11 protein-coding genes are annotated in these 16802 nt (G+C 42.5%); 4 read left to right on the top strand and 7 right to left on the bottom strand.

The genetic code is table 11. From position 1 onward, the window contains the following. Positions 1 to 186: 186 nt before the first annotated feature. From ACXAH4_RS02055 to ACXAH4_RS02040, 4 genes are all read left to right on the top strand, one after another. Complete coding sequence (locus ACXAH4_RS02055) at positions 187 to 777, top strand: RNA polymerase sigma factor (protein ID WP_474880503.1); 591 nt, start codon at positions 187 to 189, stop codon at positions 775 to 777. Between the two features lie 2 nt (positions 778 to 779). Further along, positions 780 to 1841 carry a FecR family protein gene (locus ACXAH4_RS02050; protein WP_474880501.1) on the top strand — a complete coding sequence of 354 codons (1062 nt, stop codon included), beginning with the start codon at positions 780 to 782 and terminating at the stop codon, positions 1839 to 1841. A gap of 407 nt (positions 1842 to 2248) precedes the next feature. Beyond that, positions 2249 to 4465, top strand: a complete 2217-nt coding sequence (locus tag ACXAH4_RS02045; protein WP_474880500.1) for a TonB-dependent receptor — start codon at positions 2249 to 2251, stop codon at positions 4463 to 4465. A 59-nt stretch (positions 4466 to 4524) separates the two neighbouring features. Then, entirely contained in the window at positions 4525 to 5538 is a 1014-nt protein-coding gene (locus ACXAH4_RS02040) for an alpha/beta hydrolase fold domain-containing protein (protein ID WP_474880498.1), read from the top strand. 328 nt (positions 5539 to 5866) lie between these two features. On the opposite strand, the gene ACXAH4_RS02035 is transcribed toward ACXAH4_RS02040, so the two are convergent. The 7 genes from ACXAH4_RS02035 to ACXAH4_RS02005 form a co-directional block, all read right to left on the bottom strand. Further along, a complete protein-coding gene (locus ACXAH4_RS02035) occupies positions 5867 to 8839 on the bottom strand; it encodes an AAA family ATPase (RefSeq protein WP_474880496.1) in 2973 nt (990 codons plus the stop codon). Next, complete coding sequence (locus ACXAH4_RS02030) at positions 8836 to 9435, bottom strand: ABC-three component system middle component 1 (protein WP_474880495.1); 600 nt, start codon at positions 9433 to 9435, stop codon at positions 8836 to 8838. The genes ACXAH4_RS02035 and ACXAH4_RS02030 overlap by 4 nt, the downstream gene beginning before the upstream one ends. Position 9436: 1 nt before the next feature. Beyond that, on the bottom strand, positions 9437 to 11344 hold the full coding sequence (locus tag ACXAH4_RS02025; protein WP_474880493.1) for an ABC-three component system protein: 1908 nt from the start codon (positions 11342 to 11344) through the stop codon (positions 9437 to 9439). Between the two features lie 165 nt (positions 11345 to 11509). Continuing rightward, complete coding sequence (locus ACXAH4_RS02020; protein WP_474880491.1) at positions 11510 to 11929, bottom strand: hypothetical protein; 420 nt, start codon at positions 11927 to 11929, stop codon at positions 11510 to 11512. Beyond that, on the bottom strand, positions 11922 to 13952 hold the full coding sequence (locus tag ACXAH4_RS02015; protein WP_474880490.1) for an integrase: 2031 nt from the start codon (positions 13950 to 13952) through the stop codon (positions 11922 to 11924). The genes ACXAH4_RS02020 and ACXAH4_RS02015 overlap by 8 nt, the downstream gene beginning before the upstream one ends. Next, positions 13945 to 15519 (bottom strand): site-specific integrase, encoded by a 1575-nt coding sequence (locus ACXAH4_RS02010; RefSeq protein WP_474880488.1) that lies wholly within the window; start codon positions 15517 to 15519, stop codon positions 13945 to 13947. The genes ACXAH4_RS02015 and ACXAH4_RS02010 overlap by 8 nt, the downstream gene beginning before the upstream one ends. After that, on the bottom strand, positions 15509 to 16765 hold the full coding sequence (locus ACXAH4_RS02005; RefSeq protein ID WP_474880487.1) for a site-specific integrase: 1257 nt from the start codon (positions 16763 to 16765) through the stop codon (positions 15509 to 15511). The genes ACXAH4_RS02010 and ACXAH4_RS02005 overlap by 11 nt, the downstream gene beginning before the upstream one ends. Positions 16766 to 16802 lie beyond the last annotated feature (37 nt).

Below are 16802 nucleotides of genomic sequence, written 5' to 3'. Positions count from 1 at the left end.
TTTTGAAGGAAGATTTTTTCTGACATGTTAGCAGGAAAGCCATAACAATCTAGCTGCGTTAAGTTGTATATAGTTATTAATTTACCAGACTGCCCGTCCAGTTAGTTACACTTTTGTTTTAAACTTGTAAAAAATGAAATACAATCGGAAAACTTTAACAGTTAAGCTTTAAATTTTGAAAATCCCGTGAGAATCAAAAATGACGGCAACTTAAACGATAAAGACAACGATAGCAAAAATTTTCAGTCTTTATATGAAAGTTTAAGCCAAAGAATGAAAACGTACGCTAAACGGTTTCTGGCACGTAGTCAGGACAGAGAAGATGTTGTTCAGGAAGCATTCAAAAAAGCTTTAGAAGCAAGGCATTTACAAAAAACAGATGTCTCAGCTTCCTATGTTTATCGAACCATCCGAAACTTATCATTAAACCATCTGCAAAAAGCTGAAACAAAGCACGCTGTTACAGGTGACAACCTCGACTATTTTGAGTTTCATCAAAGTGAATTGGATGAGCTGTTAAATTCGCATCGTCAGCTAGAAAAAGTCGCCGCTGTTGTGCAAAAACTACCGCCAAAATGCCAACAAGTATTCGTTATGAAGAAAGTGTATGGCTATACTAACAAAGAGATTGCAGCGCGTTTGAAAGTAAGTATAAAAACCGTGGAGTCTCACATGACAAAAGCCATTATTTTGTGTGGCGAGTCTCTTAGCTCAAGTAACAAAAAAGCGGCGCACTGTGATACAGTACATACGCATAAGTCTGCAAGTCGCTTTTAGTCATGAAAAATATTGTTACCCTTCCCGATAGAAAAAGCGTTCAACAAGAAGCAGCAACCTGGATAATGCGGCTTGATGAGGGGCCACTTTTAGCTGGAGAAGAAACTGAACTGCAACAGTGGGTTTCTCAGTCTCACTTGCATTATCAGATACTAATGGAACAGGCAGAGGCCTGGGCTCAGGCTGACGTGCTTGAACATCTTCGCGAGCACATGCCTCACAAAGCTGAATTCCTCAAAAAAAAGACGGTTGCAGATCGTTCTCGTACTACCGTACTAAAGCCGGTTTGGCTAACCGTTTTCGTTTTCTTTGGTTTTTTTCTTGGCGTCAGTTTAGTTGATTACCGTTCTGCGCCTGATGTACGTGAAGTCAGTACCAGAGTGGGAGAGGTCAAAGAAGTGGTGTTAGCCGACCAAAGCATCATTACCCTCAATACCAATAGTAGAGTTCTTGTCCAATACGCAAAAAATCAACGCAAGGTTACTTTATTAAACGGGGAAGCAAGTTTTAATGTTGCCAAGAACCCTGAGGTTCCTTTTGTTGTTTATGCCGGCAAAGGCATATCCTGGGCGGTTGGAACAGAGTTTGTTGTGCGCAAAAATCCGAAGAGTGTAGAAATTGTGGTAACCGAAGGTGAAGTGAAAGTATTTTCAAATCTCGATTCTGTTAAAAAAGAACATCTTTCACTTTCTTTACCTTTGGCAAACGTTCAGTCAGAAGCCTTTATAACCGGTGGCCAGAAAATACGTTATAACGAAAAACTCGATGCGGTTGAATCGCTTGATCCCGAATCGATTGAGCAGGAAGTCGCCTGGAAGCACAGTGCCTTAATTTTTCGTGGCGAGACACTTGAAGAAGCGATAGAAGAGATCCAGCGATATGTTGTAAAGGAAATTATCGTTTCAGATCCTGAACTGCTGAAGAAAAGAGTGGGTGGTCGATTTAAATTTGAGAATATTGATAACCTGCTGTTGGCAATTGAGTCAGGATGGGGGCTGCAAATGCGAGAAACCAATGACGTTATTATTTTAGCCAGCAACCAGCTGTCTGGAGAGGAGATATAATTTAAACGTAAATTTTTTAGGGGTAAAAAGTCTCTCAACTGTTACCAACATTAAGGTTGAAAAGAGTGGTAAGCAAATCATTTGGCACACAACGAAAGCACATAAACATCATTTTATTATGTTTATTTACGTTGTGGACAATGCCGCTGTTTGCAAATGAAAACGTGTCAACACGTTTCGATATTCCCTCTCTGACAGCCTCCGATGCCCTGCCGCTCTTTGGCTCACAAGCAGATGTCATGGTGATTTATGATTATGATGACGTATCGACTCAGAGGTTAAGCGCTTTACATGGGAGTTATTCCTTAAAAAGCGGACTCGACATTATGTTGTCAAACACCTCTTTGACGTATGAGTTGAAAAAAAGCGGGGCAATTATTGTTGTTAAAAACAGTAGAGAGAAAATAATGAAATTGCCTACAGCTAAAAAGAATAAAATTGCAACCGCAATAGCCGTGCCTCTGGCTGTTATGTCTGCCAACGCCGTTGCGCAAGAGAAAGAATCTGCACAGAATGATCCTAACTATGAAGTGATTTCAATTACGTCACAGAAACGTGATGAAGATGTCATGACGACCCCCGTAACCGGAGACTTTCTAACCGCAGCTGGTCTGGAAAGAAAAAAGGTTATCGATTTAGAAAGTTTGCAGTTTGCTACTCCCAGTTTGTCTATTACTTCAGCGGGTATTACATCGAATGTTAATATTCGCGGCATTGGCCTGAATGTTACATCTCCTGATGTTGTTCCGGGGGTTGCCATATACCGGGATGGTTTGTTGCAGCCTCCGCTAATGCCTGCTGAGCCCCTCTTTGACATGGACACGGTTGAAGTATTAAGAGGTCCGCAAGGCACATTCACTGGCGCCAGCTCTACTGGCGGCGCGATATTTTTCAGGGGCGCAGCCCCGCAATTGGATGAAACCTCCGGCTCAGCATCGTTATTGCTGGGCAGTTACGACCGGGTTAATTTTCAAGGTGTGTTGAACGCCCCCGTGGCCGAAAACGTAGCCGCTCGTATTGCGGTTAACTTTGATGAACGAGACAGCTATTTCTCATTAAACGGAGAAACCGCAGAGCTGTATCCCGGCAGCCCCGCCAGAACACCCGGTAATAAAAACCAACGAAACATCCGCCTCGGGTTACTGTGGGAGCCTACAGATTCTCTTTCAATACTCTCAACCACGACATTTAATCGCAATAATACCGACGGTTTTGCACTCATTCCCAATTTACTGAATGAGTCATATTCTGGTGTTGAATATCAACTCCAGTACAATACACCTGATACCCAGTATGATGTAGAAGGTTTTAGGCAAGCACTAGAAATCAATTACGAGTTTGATAATGGCGTATCGCTTCGATCTGTGTCTGGATACAATCGCGTTGAATTTATGCAGGTAAGCGATTTAGACCACAGCAGTCTTGAAAGTAATGTGCTTTCTAATCGGGGAACTGAGGAGGTTTTCACTCAGGAAGTAAACCTCATATCGCCGGATGAAGCGGATTTAACCTGGGTGGTAGGTGCATTTTACATGCGTGACATTCCAAAAATAAAGTTGGGTGTAAACCAGTCGCCACCACCAGATGTTGATGCACGCGTAAAAACCACTAAAACCGGTAAAGCTATATTTGGCCACGTCACCTATGATATTTCGACTTCGCTGGAAGTTGAGATGGGGGTTCGTTACACCGATTCGCGCTCTGAGAAAGAAGGGCTGACAGTCTTGTATAACCTGGCTCCTTTCCCCATAGAAGTACCACAGGCAGCGTCGCAGAGTGATGACGCGGTAACCGCGAAGTTTGCTGTGAATTGGCAGGCGTCAAAAGAGCACTATGTTTATGGTTTTTACGCACAGGGGTACAAAGCCGGTGGTGTAAATTCGCCCGGTACACCTGCATTTGAGCCCGAGTCAGTAGATGATTATGAGCTGGGTGTAAAATCGAACTGGCTCGGCGGCAGCCTCCGGACGCAAGCTAACGCGTTCTGGATGGAATACGAAGACATGCAACTGGGAACGTATCTGGTGCCCGAGCCCAATACCGAATTCGGCGGTGCTACAGGCATTACCAATGTTGGTGAGGCAACCATTAAAGGGTTAGAGCTGCAAGCTCAGTACTACAACCAGGGCTTCAGGTTTGATCTTGGTGTTGGTTTAACCGATTCAGAAGTAGGCAATACCCCCTATATTAATCCGGCTCTGTTACCCGGTGCAGGGAATATCCCTCTGGGGCCAAGTTGTGCGGCGGTCGGGGGTGACAATTGTTTTGATTACAGTGATGCGACGACCAACCTTGCAGGAGTGAATAACGCTTACTCCCCAGACTTAACAGTAACGTTAGGGGCTGAATACACCTTTGAACTGGCCAATGACAGCGCGTTGGTGGTACGGGCAGATTACGCCTATACCGACGAGCAGTGGGCGAGTATTCAACAGAGTGAAAATGATTACCTGGCGAGCCGCAATATTGTCAATGCATCGTTAACTTATCTCTATGAAGACTGGAGCTTAGAAGCTTTTGTCACCAATTTAACCGACGAAACGTACATTTCTGGTCAGGACGGCACAGGCTGGTTCCTTGGCCGTCCCCGGGAAGTCGCGGTTAAAGCCACTTATATATTTTAATTTTTACCCTGTGATGTCTGTTGATATCACAGGGAGTTAAATCACAAGGATTACACAAAATGAAAAAAGCGATGGCTTTTTTACTCTCTGCAGTATTGATGACAATAATGCAAACAAGCAATGCGGAAGACGCAATTTCCGGTTTGGCGCTATCTAAAAAAGCATTCACGCCTTCGTCGGAAGCCCCCGAGGGCATGCAAGTTATTATGAGCGAGACAGATGCCCCCTTCGTACACTACGAGTCTGGGATTCATTATGCCGATTATGGCGATTTCTCTCCGGAGTTAAGGGTTATGATCCCCGGAGCGATAAAAACGGAGATGGGGCCGCCCAGCTTCTCCAATCGCGAAGCGCTTCCTTTGATAGTATTTGTTCAGGGTTCAGCCTGGTTTGCACAAAACCTGGATGAAAAGATCCCGATGCTGATCGCCTTTGCCGAAAAGTACAATATCGCGGTAGCAACAGTACAATACCGACCATCCACAATGGCGAAATCCCCGGCCCAATTGCAAGATGTTAAATCGGCAATCAGATACCTTAAACTCAATGCTCAAAAATACAACATTGACCCAAATCGAGTGGGTATTTGGGGAGATTCCTCGGGTGGGCATTTATCTGCATTAGTAGGCGTTACCGGACATATGTCTCAATTTGATACAAATCAGAATGTTGGAGCCGAATCGACAGTGAAAGCTGTGGTCGATTTTTACGGACCAACAGACTTTGTGGAAATGGGAAAATACCCCAGCATTTTTGATCACAAAGCTCCTAACTCACCCGAATCCATGGTCATTGGCGGACAGCCCCATTTGCCAGAAAATGCACAGAAAGTTAACGAGTACAATCCAATTAACTATGTCAATTCTGAACGCAAGTTACCCCCATTTTTAATTATGCACGCAAATTCAGACCCTGTTGTACCATTCAATCAAAGTGTTCTGTTGTATAAGGCGCTCGAAGATAATAATCAAATTGTCAGGTTCTATAATGTACAGGGCGGGGGACACGGCTATCGTTTTTTCACACCTGCGGTGTTAAATATTGTTGGTGAATTCTTTATGACCTATCTTTAAAAATATAAGCAAACAGCGCAGATGTGTTAGCGCTTTTGCATTCTCTCTGCCAAGTGTAAACGATTTTCAATTTCAGAAAAGAGATAGTCCTGGCCAATTATTCTTTACAGTGAAACTGGAAAATAAGTAATAAAAAAGCCCTTGAAATAAGGGCTTTTACAACATTTATTATTTTGTCTTTGGCTAGAACGGTTAACCATACCTAATACACACATAAACATCATAAGATATTGATTATAAATATTAAATTTAAATTGTGGTAAAGAAATTCGTAAAATTTCAGTCACGGTAATTGTAATTCTTTACAATGCCACTTCAAAATTTTAAGTTAACTGGCTGTAGCAGTAACACCTTCTGCCGATGGTGCTAAAGACCATATTTGAGCATCTATCCCATCATTTTTTAACTTTCGCATGAAATAACGAGCCTGAAGTGCATCATGAGTCGCGATAATAATCTGAAAACCATGATCGACGGCATAGTCACGAAGAACATCGAATACTGATGCAGCGTGAACCATATCATGATGCTGTGTTGGATCATCTAGAAGGAGGCAACGCCATGGAGTCCATGAATGCTCTAAGGCCATTGAGAGCAAAAAGGTCAACTGCAAGTCTGTAAGTTGTGCCTCACTAGCGATAAACGGAACTGGAACCTCTTCCCCATGAAGAGATAGAGACACCTCAGCCTTCTCCTTTCCATATGAACTGCGAAAACTCAAGTTGGTCTCAGCGAATCGTTGTTCTCTCACAACCCGTTTCAATAGCGCCTGCCACCGAGGTAACACTGCACGCACGTGCTTTTGGACGTTTTTAATCTCCTCTGACAAACTATTGCTAAGGATATGCATTGCTTCATAGAGCTTGTTCAAGCAACTTAAAAGCGTCTTATTCTCTTCAATATCGTTGCGATAATTGGCTACAAACTCTTCCTCTGATAGTTCGCCACGTCGTCTATCTAAGAGACTTTGAGCAAAGCGTAATTGTTCTGACTTGCCCCAAGCTCCTATCTCTATCTTGATAGCTCTTAATTCGTCTAAATTATGATTAAGTTTATCGAGCTTTTGCCGCAACTCCGTTTTTCGGTGACTGACAGATTCGGCTTTAGGGTCGCCTGTAAAATCTTGATGGAACCAAGAATTTCGAATACTAATTAGACGTGAATTTGCAGCAGACATGTGCTTCTCTAACAGAGCCAACCTCTCTGTCTCAATTGAAATTTGAACCTTTTGTTTCTCTTCCGCGAAACTTTCAGTTTTTAATATTTCTTTCAATGAATCAATTTTAGATACGATTTGATTTTCTACACCACAAAGTTCATCAAGCGTTAGTGCAGGTTGTAAGTCACCCGGGATAGTTGCCAATTCTGCTTTCGCTTGTTCGGCTTTCCTACTAGCGTCTGAGTGCCTCTGCTCCGCTAAGTCTAATGCTCGTAAAGCTGATTCGTATGCACTTTTAGAATTTTCGTATAATTCTCTGTCAACTGGAGTTGCAAGCTCTTGCAGCCTTTCATCAAGCTGACGCTTCGCTAGTATAATAGACTCTTCTTGGCTCATAATCGATTCATTTGCAGCTTCAATAGAATCGCCTAAAAACAGAGGGTTGTTAATAAATGCAGAAATATTCGCTGTTAGCCTGTCCTTCTGTATTCCAATGGAATCCAGTTTTTCCATTTTTTCTTCTATCTTTGCTTCGAGCTCTTTTACATTCATTTCAGACCGGTTATAAATAGTAATTCTATTCTTTAACTCCTGCTCGGCTTCTACGACGTTTGGATCCATTGCACTCATTGCTACAGCTATCCGCTTTTGTAGTTCAACTGCTCCATGAATCTCACCGCATACGGGGCAATCATCACGCACATCAGATAAATTTATCGCAATTGAGGCCACAGCTTGTTTAATAAAATCTTCAGCCATTGACAAGGCCTCATGATGGCTCTTTGCTACCCGCTTTTCATCTTCAGCTCGAGTTCTCACCGAAATGGCAATTTTTAGGCGTGCGCGGAGATCAAGCTCCTCAGCTTTTTGTTCATTTAACAAGCCGTCAAGATCTTTAAGCTCTTGGAGTGTGGTAGCCCATCGTTCCAATAAATCGTGAGCATTAGCTAGCTCAGCCTCTTTCTGTGCCAATTCTTGACGCTGCTTTCTGATGAGATTATGTTGAGCATTAAGCTCTTCATGGGCTTGAAAGTTAATTTGTGAAGTTTGTAAATCGGATAAAGCAGTGGCTAAAGCCACTTCTGTGGTCTTCAATTGCTCGCTGCACGACGCAAAAAACTCATTGGCCTTCTTCTTATTTAGAAACTTCTCGATTTTCTGCGAGATGTCGTAACGCTCTTTTTCTGCTATTGCCAATTCATCTTGAAGTTTCTCAATCTCTTTAGTCTTTGCTGCATATTGTTCTCGCTTAGTTTCATATTCATTTTTGACAGTATAAAATTCGCTTTCAATTCTTTTTAAGCGCTTTTCCTCTTCTTCAAACGTATGAACAATACCATCGACCTCATTGACAATTGCAGTTTGTTCGCATAGCCGCTCTAACTTATTTTGAATTATTTCCTCGATTGCACCATGAAGTACCATTAAATCGTCAGAATTCGCTGGAGAAGTAGCTAAGTTTTTGGGTATAAGCTCAGAGCTTTCCGACCGTCCTATAATTCTATAAATAGAATCAAAGATCTGCTCTTTACTTCTAAGTCTTTCACGAGCATAAGACGTAGCGGAATCCCGTTCCTGTACTAGCTTCTGCCATTCTTGGAGTTCATCAGCGAGCTTAATAAGGGTTTTCTCGGCTACTCTAATTTTCTCTGAAATTGCTCTCCTGACACCGATAAGAGATGAGTTTACTTGGCTACCATCTTTGCCTATCGGTAGCCGTGCCAATTGAGCTCCAGCGGCTTTAGCTTCAGCCTTGACCAACCATTCACCTTCACGTTGGTCAAGTAAATGAGTAAGCCTAAGAAGAAATGGGATGTCTTCCTCCGGAGTTTCCGGAAATACAGTATTAAGATCTCCTTTTCTCTCAACATTACCACCACTATCAACTTTTGAAGATAGTTTGATTTCATCGAAGTTTAGACTCACTTCAGCAAAATTTTGATTTTCTCGAATGATTGGAGATAGATTTTCACCTAACCTAGAGATCTTACCGGTTAGTCCAAATTCTATCGCTTCGAAAACAGCCGTTTTTCCAGTACCGTTCGGAGCTAACAAAATCGTTACACCCGAACTTAGTTCAATCTTTGCATCTGCGCCAAACCTGCGAATGTTTGAGAGTGTGATAGACTTAAGTTGTTTCATTCGGATTCCTTATTTCCAAAAAGAATGTCCATCATATGTGTCGCAATGTCGGCACCTGATTCACCTGACAAGAGCATATCTCGCACCGTCCTTAACTCCGGAGCTATCCATGCTTGCCGCTGAGCCATTTGGTTAAGAGAGGCTATTAGTGGATCATTGATGTTTTCAAAATTGTCAGCTGGAGATAGTTCCGCGAGAAAACTACGGTCAAGAACGGAGTAAGCGCTCTCCTGTTCCCTAGCAACAAATTTTCTACAAAAACGATCATCTGTCTCAATACGTGCTGCATGCTCAGCGGCAACACCATTAATCAACATAATCATATATAGATCTGATGCTTGAGGCTCTGGCAGCAGGTCTCGAACATCTGCGGCCCAGCTCAAAGTCTCATGGATTTTAGCGTTTTCAGTAGACGAGGAGGTAATTAATAGAGTGCGAACCCCCGCATTACCACGATTTATACGTTTGAGTTTCAAAGCTACAGCATCAAATTCAAGGCAAAGTTGCTCAATTTCAGAATTTTCGTAAAACTCGACACTATAACGCTCCTCTGCGCGCTCCTTTATAGCATCAGTCATGTCAGCGATTGTTATCAATTCAAACTCCTTCCGAAGTCGCAACAATGGCAGCTTGACGAGCAATATGCCTGTCTTTCCATTGTTTCATGAAATGTTGTTGCACGGATGTTAGAGTACCTTCGCGAAAATGTTGAAAAACTCTAAACTTTGTAACTAGAAGTTCTGGTTGTCGTTCCGCAGCCATACTTGTAGATGATTCAATATCGTCAGCCATGCCTTTGTCCTGTAGCTGAGAAGGGGACGCATTTACACCTGATAAAATTACTATAGGTGAAGGAGATGGCCCAGTTAGAGTTATCAAACGATCATCAGAAAGTTCTCGGACTTCAGAAATTTTACCTGAGGGGCCGGACCAATATTTTAAAGCAATGCTAAATACATCATCACAAACTGGGAAATTGGCCCAATCAATATCAGTATCTGCCAGTCCGACTGCTACGAGCAGCAGCGTTTCAAGCGCTGCTGCCAACAACTCAGTAGTTTGCGGCCCTAATCGTAGTGCCTGTTTCGCCAACTTTCCTTCAGTCGCAGGATATAAAAGATCTTCGAAAAACCTTCGTCGACAATCTAATTTACTATTAAAGTTTATTTGCCAAGATTGCCACACCTTATCCACAGCATCAGCTAGAGTATCATCACTTATAGTATTTACTTTTTGAGTTACAGATTTAACGACTCGCTGCCAAACAATCTCATCCATTGCCCTCTGGAGCGCTTGAGCTGCAGCCCGAGTTTCAGATAAATTCTTGTACTCATTCTTCACCGCTGAGTCTAAGCATTCTGAGTTTTCAAACCATGGAAGATTATTCAGGTCATTCTCAGCACAACCTAATGTGAACCCTACTTCAGTCTTGGCTCCAGCGCGCCATGAAGACTCTCCCAGCATTAGACACTGACCACCGTGAGTTAAATGCAAAGCCATTCGCATTATCGAAGAAGAAAGTGTAGGATCCTCTCGATATGGTGGCTTGTAATTAGCGTATATTCTAAGCTGTCGATTTCCTGGTGTATCAGCCCACATATGCTTCACTATACCAGTGGCAACTTCTGAGGTTACACCTTTCAAATCATGCGTTCCAAAGAACGACCAGTTGACGCTTCCAGTCACGACATCGGTGCATGAATGATACTGAGCCCATGTTCTATAATCTGTACGAAGTTCACAGTAAAATTCTTGTAGAATTGTGGTGCAACTAAGCGCTGTAACATCAGAGGTATTGGTGGTGATATATGCAATAAGCTGCTTAAGCATGGTGGCTGGATTTTTGAAGTGCCGCCCAAGTGATTCATGTACTCGTTGCTCTAAGTTCGCTTCATTTCCAGCACACACGACAGTGACACGACTTAGAGTATTTCTAATATGTTCCCAATCTTTAAAACCACACCATGTTGTTAGCCAAAGGTAAACTCGCTGAGTAGGGCCATCTTGTCGCTTAGATAGCTCATGAAGATCTAATCCATCTTTACGACACAAAGCACAAAATTCATCCAAATGATTAATTGTCAGGTCTTTTTTTATTTTAATATGCGCACCAACGAGAGTAAGTTGAAAAGTTCGAGCTGGGGTACTATCCAACTTACCTGAATCAAGAAGATTAGCGAGGCTTTTAAAGGCTTTATCGAGAACTGAATCTGATGGCTCCTTAACTCCCAAATTACCAGATTTTTTGCGCGCTGATATCTTGCTTTTATCAGCATTCTTGTCACAAAAATCTGTCGTCTGGCGTTTTATCTGCAAATGCTCCCTGTCATTTTCTGAGTGCATTATCACAACATCATCCCACTCTTGGATCCCCCCTTGCTCAGCCCCAATAGCGACAGAAGTTAACCTCCCATCGAGAAATTTGCTTAGCATTTCCGCGATGCGCTGTGCAATTATTAGCTTCTCGTAGTAAGATTTCTGTTCTAGCCGAAACCTTCTAATCATCCTAATTTTCCTTTCGAATTTCCGCTAACTTTTCTTTACCTGTAATTACACACAATGAGACAGAAAACTACTTAACAGTTGCAACTAAACCTTACAGAAATAATCAGATATCTTGAAGGTTTTTCACCACTTATTAAAATCGTGTTTATACAGGTGCGATTTTTTTCATCGCATACCTTTGTCAGACCGTTCGCGGTCAATTCTTGGTAACGGCGTACTGAGTTGAGCTTCCTTAATTCCTTTTTTATATGCGTTGTATTGCCAGATGGTAAACATCTGCTTATATCTGCGATTTTGCTCTTTGACTTCAGCCAATTCAGCTTCAAGGTTAGCAATACGCGACGCAGCGGCATTTAAACTAGCTGGACGAGGTTTTTTAGGGGCTTTCCCTTTTAACGCATCTTTTTTCGCCTGATAAGCAGTTGTGATGGCCTCATGCGCGTTGAGCGATTGCCTAGTAGGTAACTTACCTATCAAGGGCTCAGCTTCTTCACAAATGGCAGACCACGTAAGTTTCGCATCTTCCCACCCCCGAATCAGATTGACGATTGCTGAAATATCTTGTCTGTTGAGATGTTTAGCCAATGCCGCCTCCAAGCATTTTAGTTATATCTTCTAATATCGATGCTTCTTCGTTACCAGGATGATTACTACTGATGAATTCCACCGCTTTTTTCTGCGCGACACGGCGTAGCTGACTGAAGTCATTGCCACGTAATTTAATCTGTGCACCTTCCTCTATATCAGGGCTTTCCAGTATGCTGACTAACTCACGTAACCTAATTGCTGTTTTTTGGTGATAGGTAAACCACCTGTCAGCCCCTGCATCGCCTTCTTCCACATCTTTTTCCGCATTTTTCACGAGAACTTCAGTTCTTTCCAAACGTTCCTTCATGCGATCTAGTTTTGATAAGTCTCCTTTGATGCAGACCTGCTCTGTACAGTTGATACAATCACGATACTTCTCACACGGACTCATTGTGTAGTCATGGACACAAAAACCATACTCTGTAACGTGTGCTGCAGCTTGCTCCAATGTGTTAAATTCTTGGGCCGTAATAGGCAAGTGTTTACTGACTTCCCCTACAGGCCCAAACATAGCTTTGGATGTATCAAGCCTTTCTGCCATACCTAGCAGTTCAAACTCAGTCATATGGTTGTATGTGCGATTTTGCTTAACATCTGCGCGACCTGACCATTTGGCTATTTCAAGGTTTGAAAGGCCACCACGTTGTGCAATGGTATTCAGTAAGTGCCGCGCCTGATGCGAAGTTACTTTTAAGCGTTGTCCGGTTTCAGAACGATATTCATAACGATCAAAGATACTTCGATGGGAATCTCCCAGACTGTCTCTAGTAATGATGTCGTTGTTGAAAAAGTTATTTGTGGGCTTGTGCAATTCAACTGACAAACAGCCACGGTTGCCATGCAATTGATTTTTATTCAATGCAAACAATGCGTTGCTGTACTTAATCCCTTTCTCTCGATCGAACCAAGGAAAGCCTTCGGGTAACCGTTCTGTGACATGAATCCAAAGGCTGTCCAGCGTATGAACACCATCCTCTGCTTTTAAGCTTCTGTTATAAAGGCTAGTCCTGCAACTTTTAGGAGTATCATTTGCCAGCCCTAGAGCCTGACAAGCTTGTTGCATAGTTAAACGGGCAGTATCTGACACTTTTGGACATTTTTTATGGCGATAGAATCTGTCAGGATTATTTTCTATCCATGCGGCCAGTTTCCTAGCTTCTGACGATAGTTTTTTAGCCCTCTTTATTGCTGTTTTTGCTATTTCAACCATCACAGTAGGTATCCACTTAATATCGCCTTCAAAGCCTTTTCCAGAAAAGAAACGCCAACCATAGCGTTCGACGCCTTTATTGTCCTTCTCTGTCACTTCACAGTCTGCTGGCAATGCAAGAATTTCAGTTATCCTTGATGGCGCAGACATTAACATCGCAAATACTGCAGTTGTGAATATGTCTCGACTGTCGCTAGGGTCGTTGGCAAATATCTCTGCCAGCGCATTTAAAGCGATATCATCTGGCAACTTTTTATCTCTTGCCACCTTTGCTTCTTTGCCCGTTTTTATTGTGTCACTGGGCCTTGGAATAGGACTCTTCCATGTCTGCAAATTTGCAGGAATGAGATGATGGGTTGTAACAAATCCCGCTAACCGTTCTATCTCTCTTCCGCAGTGATATGCAGCTCCGTCAGAATAGTGTTGCTTAGTAAGTACAATTGCCTCATCCAAACAATCAATGGAGAACCCCATAATCGAAGCGTTCCCATTTAATTGGATGAGTGCTGACTCGACTGCTCTTAGTGCTTTCAATTCATTCTTTGAGCCAGTGGGTTTATGACCTTGCTGGTAGCGAAAATATGCCTTAGCAAATTCAATAAATTCATCATCCATCAATTGCTCTGGTGTAGGCTTACGCGTGGTCACACCTAGCTTTGCGAATACGGCTAATTTAGGCCATACATGAGCATCCCAGTCTAACTCCGAACCAAACACCGTAAGTTCGTCGCGACATTTATTGATAAAAGCGCGAAGGTTTTCCTCGGCTGTAATTTCGGCTCGCGGTTTAAAATGGAACACATCAGCCATTATTAACTTCTCCTTGCTTCTCAAGTTCATCTCTGCGCTTTTCACATCGCAAAATGACATCAGCAACAGCTATAATGCTTCTGTCCAGAACTGCCGCAATTTCAATGTCACCAGTGATGTCTTTCACTCGCTCTCGCTCGTCAAGTAAGTCTTCATAAACCTCTTGGTGTGGTCCATCCAGCCAAGGCTGAAAATGAATACATGTGTAACAGGGGATCGGTACATTAGCGCCACAAAAACTATGCTCACCGCATGTGCCAACACCTTTACCGAATCCAGTGCGAATCCTACTTGAGGGGTCATCACCTCGTTCGGCTTCCTTCTCCGAATCAACTAATACACCTGCGAATGCTTGAGCATACGGAGCAAGTTGAAAACCTACCGCTGCATCAAGTCGCTCAACATGTTCCGGTATGTTTTTTACGTATACTCCCGCATTTTGTGTATCTCTATGATCAAGTAGTTCAGCAATAACCAACTCGCCGAACCCTTCACGGGCTGCTCTGGTTCCTGTTGTATATCTAAAGCGGCGAGCGTTTATATGCAGTTTCTCTCCTGTACGCTCAGATTTAATGCAAGCTTCTTGGGCAGCAAACTGAATAATGTCAGTCACCTCAGCAGAAGATATATGTAACTTGTCAGTTTCAAGTAGCGAACGATAGTCCCCAGGTGACGTAACTTGAAGTAAAGCGCGGTAATCTGGGAATAACGGGACTTGTTGTTGATCTTGTCCTTGTAACTGAAATCCTAACTTTTTCTCTGTTAAAGAGACCGCGTTTTTGGCTTGAGCAACTAGAACAGACCATAACTCATTGGTAATTGCAAAAGGCTTAAATTCAGCTCTAAAACCATCGCGATGTTTAGCTCTAGGAATATTTAGCAAGTAGAAAGGTTCACCTTTTGTGTTCGTGCCATTGATAACATCAAGAACTCTTAAATGAGAAATCTGGATTGGACGGCGCCCAGTGTTACTGCTCACTAGGGAAATGGCTAATTCAAAGGTTTTGATCTTGTCTAACTCATACGCTTTCACAACACCTTCGTTAAAAGCCAGCAATTCAAAGTCTGTAAGTGGACCTTGGAGCGGATCTTTTCGCTTTACCACATCACCTTTCATGCTGCCTTTGATCGTCCAACTATCGATCAAAGTGACAACTTGCTCGCTCACACCCAAATACCCCAACTGATACCATCGTCGCAGAAAAGGCCTTATAGCGCCTAAATACCATTCTGTTCTCTTTGTCAAAGAAGCACGATAGTTAATCAATACAGTCTCGGTTATTTCATTGGCTCCAGTCGCCTTAAGCATGTGTGTTAACTTATCTGCACTCATACGAGTATGAGTGCTTGAAAAATTAGATGCATAGAAGGCTAAAGTTTTTAGACACCCTACAAGTGTTGGGCCTTTCAAGTGTTTATGAATCCACTTTAAGTTTATCGTGGTGTTCTTGTCCAAACTCCAATTAGTGTCATTAATATTAAAATCATAGCCCTTTGCCTTGGCTGGTATCCGTTTTCTAAAGCCATGATGAGTGACTAGCAACGTTTTCTTGTCTTCATTCATCATTACGTAAAGCCTCTGGCAGACGAGTCCCGCTGCTTTCTTGAAGAGCTAAAGCAGCCTTATTTGCCTGTTCTTGTCTAAAGCGCTTATTGTAGTATGCAGCAGACCCTGAGCCGGGTTTCCAACCCATCAAATAAGAACGTATTTGTTCCTGCCTTTCTTCACTTTGGGGGGTGTCCATTGAGTCCATAAGCTCGGAAAACTTACGGTTCCATGTGTGTCTAAGTTTATGCCCTGTCAAAGCATAAAGTTTTGGTGAAACTGCTTTTACTACAGCTATAACTTTATGGTATCCAGACTTTGAGATTGGCTGCCCAACAGAAGGGCCAGACTTGTGTGTAACTAATAGAAAATTATTGCGCTTTGCATTAGAGACCATTCGGCGATCTTTTGTCACATAGTCATGCAACTCCTTGCTAAGCGTTTCCGATAAGGGCAACGTTCTCTCTAACGTTTTCACATTTGGCTCATTCACACGAGGATCATCTTTTTCGTCTGCTCGTCTGAGAATTCTCAGTTGATGCTTTGAAAAATCAACGTCTGAGATCTTGATATTAAGTAACTCTCCACCTCTTAGCCCTAGATGATAAAGCAACAAGATGATAAGCCGGTTCCGACGTTGGACTTCTGGTGTAAATGGATTTTGCTCAGAACCAATTCGGATGACTTCAAACAAAGCACCTAATTGAATATCATCTATTGATCGGTCTATGTCGTTATTGCGACCCTTTCTTGATGGTCGCCTAGACTTAATCTGCTTTTCGATTGCTTCAATTTGCTTCGACTCTGTCGTTGAAGGCCTTGAAATAACATGGCTTGAAAACCACTTCAGATATTCAGCAATGACTGTTAACCGATTATATTGAGTTGAAGACTCTACAAAACTCTCAACTTCTTCCAGCTCTTCTTGTGAAAATTGAGTAAGCACTGAATCATCAACTGGACTGGATAGAAACTTCCTTTGGGTGAAATCTCTTAAGTCATCCAGTTCATGAACGTCAAAAAATGTTCTGCTATTTATGCGCTGGTCGAGATCAATTCCTCGCCTGCATAAGAAACGAAGTAACACGACTAAACTATTCGCGGCTGACGAGATAGAAGAAAATGAATTGGACTTAGTATTACGAACCTGAGTAGTGAGAAATAAATTAGGATGGAAGACAGGTAAACCTGTGGCTTTCTCTATAACTAAACAGTATCGCTCTCCACTATCCATCACAAATACAGTTGTTCCGAAATCAGCGTTCATTGCGCACCCCCATTCTTTACATTTTATCAAGGTACAC

This window comes from Alteromonas sp. ABV2_168, assembly GCF_056161165.1.
The sequence above is the reverse complement of the archived record's forward strand: the minus strand, read 5'-3'. Positions and strand labels throughout refer to the sequence as shown.

Bases quoted from the DNA above. Each gene is read 5' to 3' on its own strand.
- ACXAH4_RS02050 (WP_474880501.1), top strand. From the start codon at position 780: ATGAAAAATATTGTTACCCTTCCCGATAGAAAAAGCGTTCAACAAGAA.
- ACXAH4_RS02045 (WP_474880500.1), top strand. From the start codon at position 2,249: ATGAAATTGCCTACAGCTAAAAAGAATAAAATTGCAACCGCAATAGCC.
- ACXAH4_RS02040 (WP_474880498.1), top strand. From the start codon at position 4,525: ATGAAAAAAGCGATGGCTTTTTTACTCTCTGCAGTATTGATGACAATA.
- ACXAH4_RS02035 (WP_474880496.1), bottom strand. From the start codon at position 8,839: ATGAAACAACTTAAGTCTATCACACTCTCAAACATTCGCAGGTTTGGC.
- ACXAH4_RS02025 (WP_474880493.1), bottom strand. From the start codon at position 11,344: ATGATTAGAAGGTTTCGGCTAGAACAGAAATCTTACTACGAGAAGCTA.
- ACXAH4_RS02015 (WP_474880490.1), bottom strand. From the start codon at position 13,952: ATGGCTGATGTGTTCCATTTTAAACCGCGAGCCGAAATTACAGCCGAG.
- ACXAH4_RS02010 (WP_474880488.1), bottom strand. From the start codon at position 15,519: ATGATGAATGAAGACAAGAAAACGTTGCTAGTCACTCATCATGGCTTT.
- ACXAH4_RS02005 (WP_474880487.1), bottom strand. From the start codon at position 16,765: ATGAACGCTGATTTCGGAACAACTGTATTTGTGATGGATAGTGGAGAG.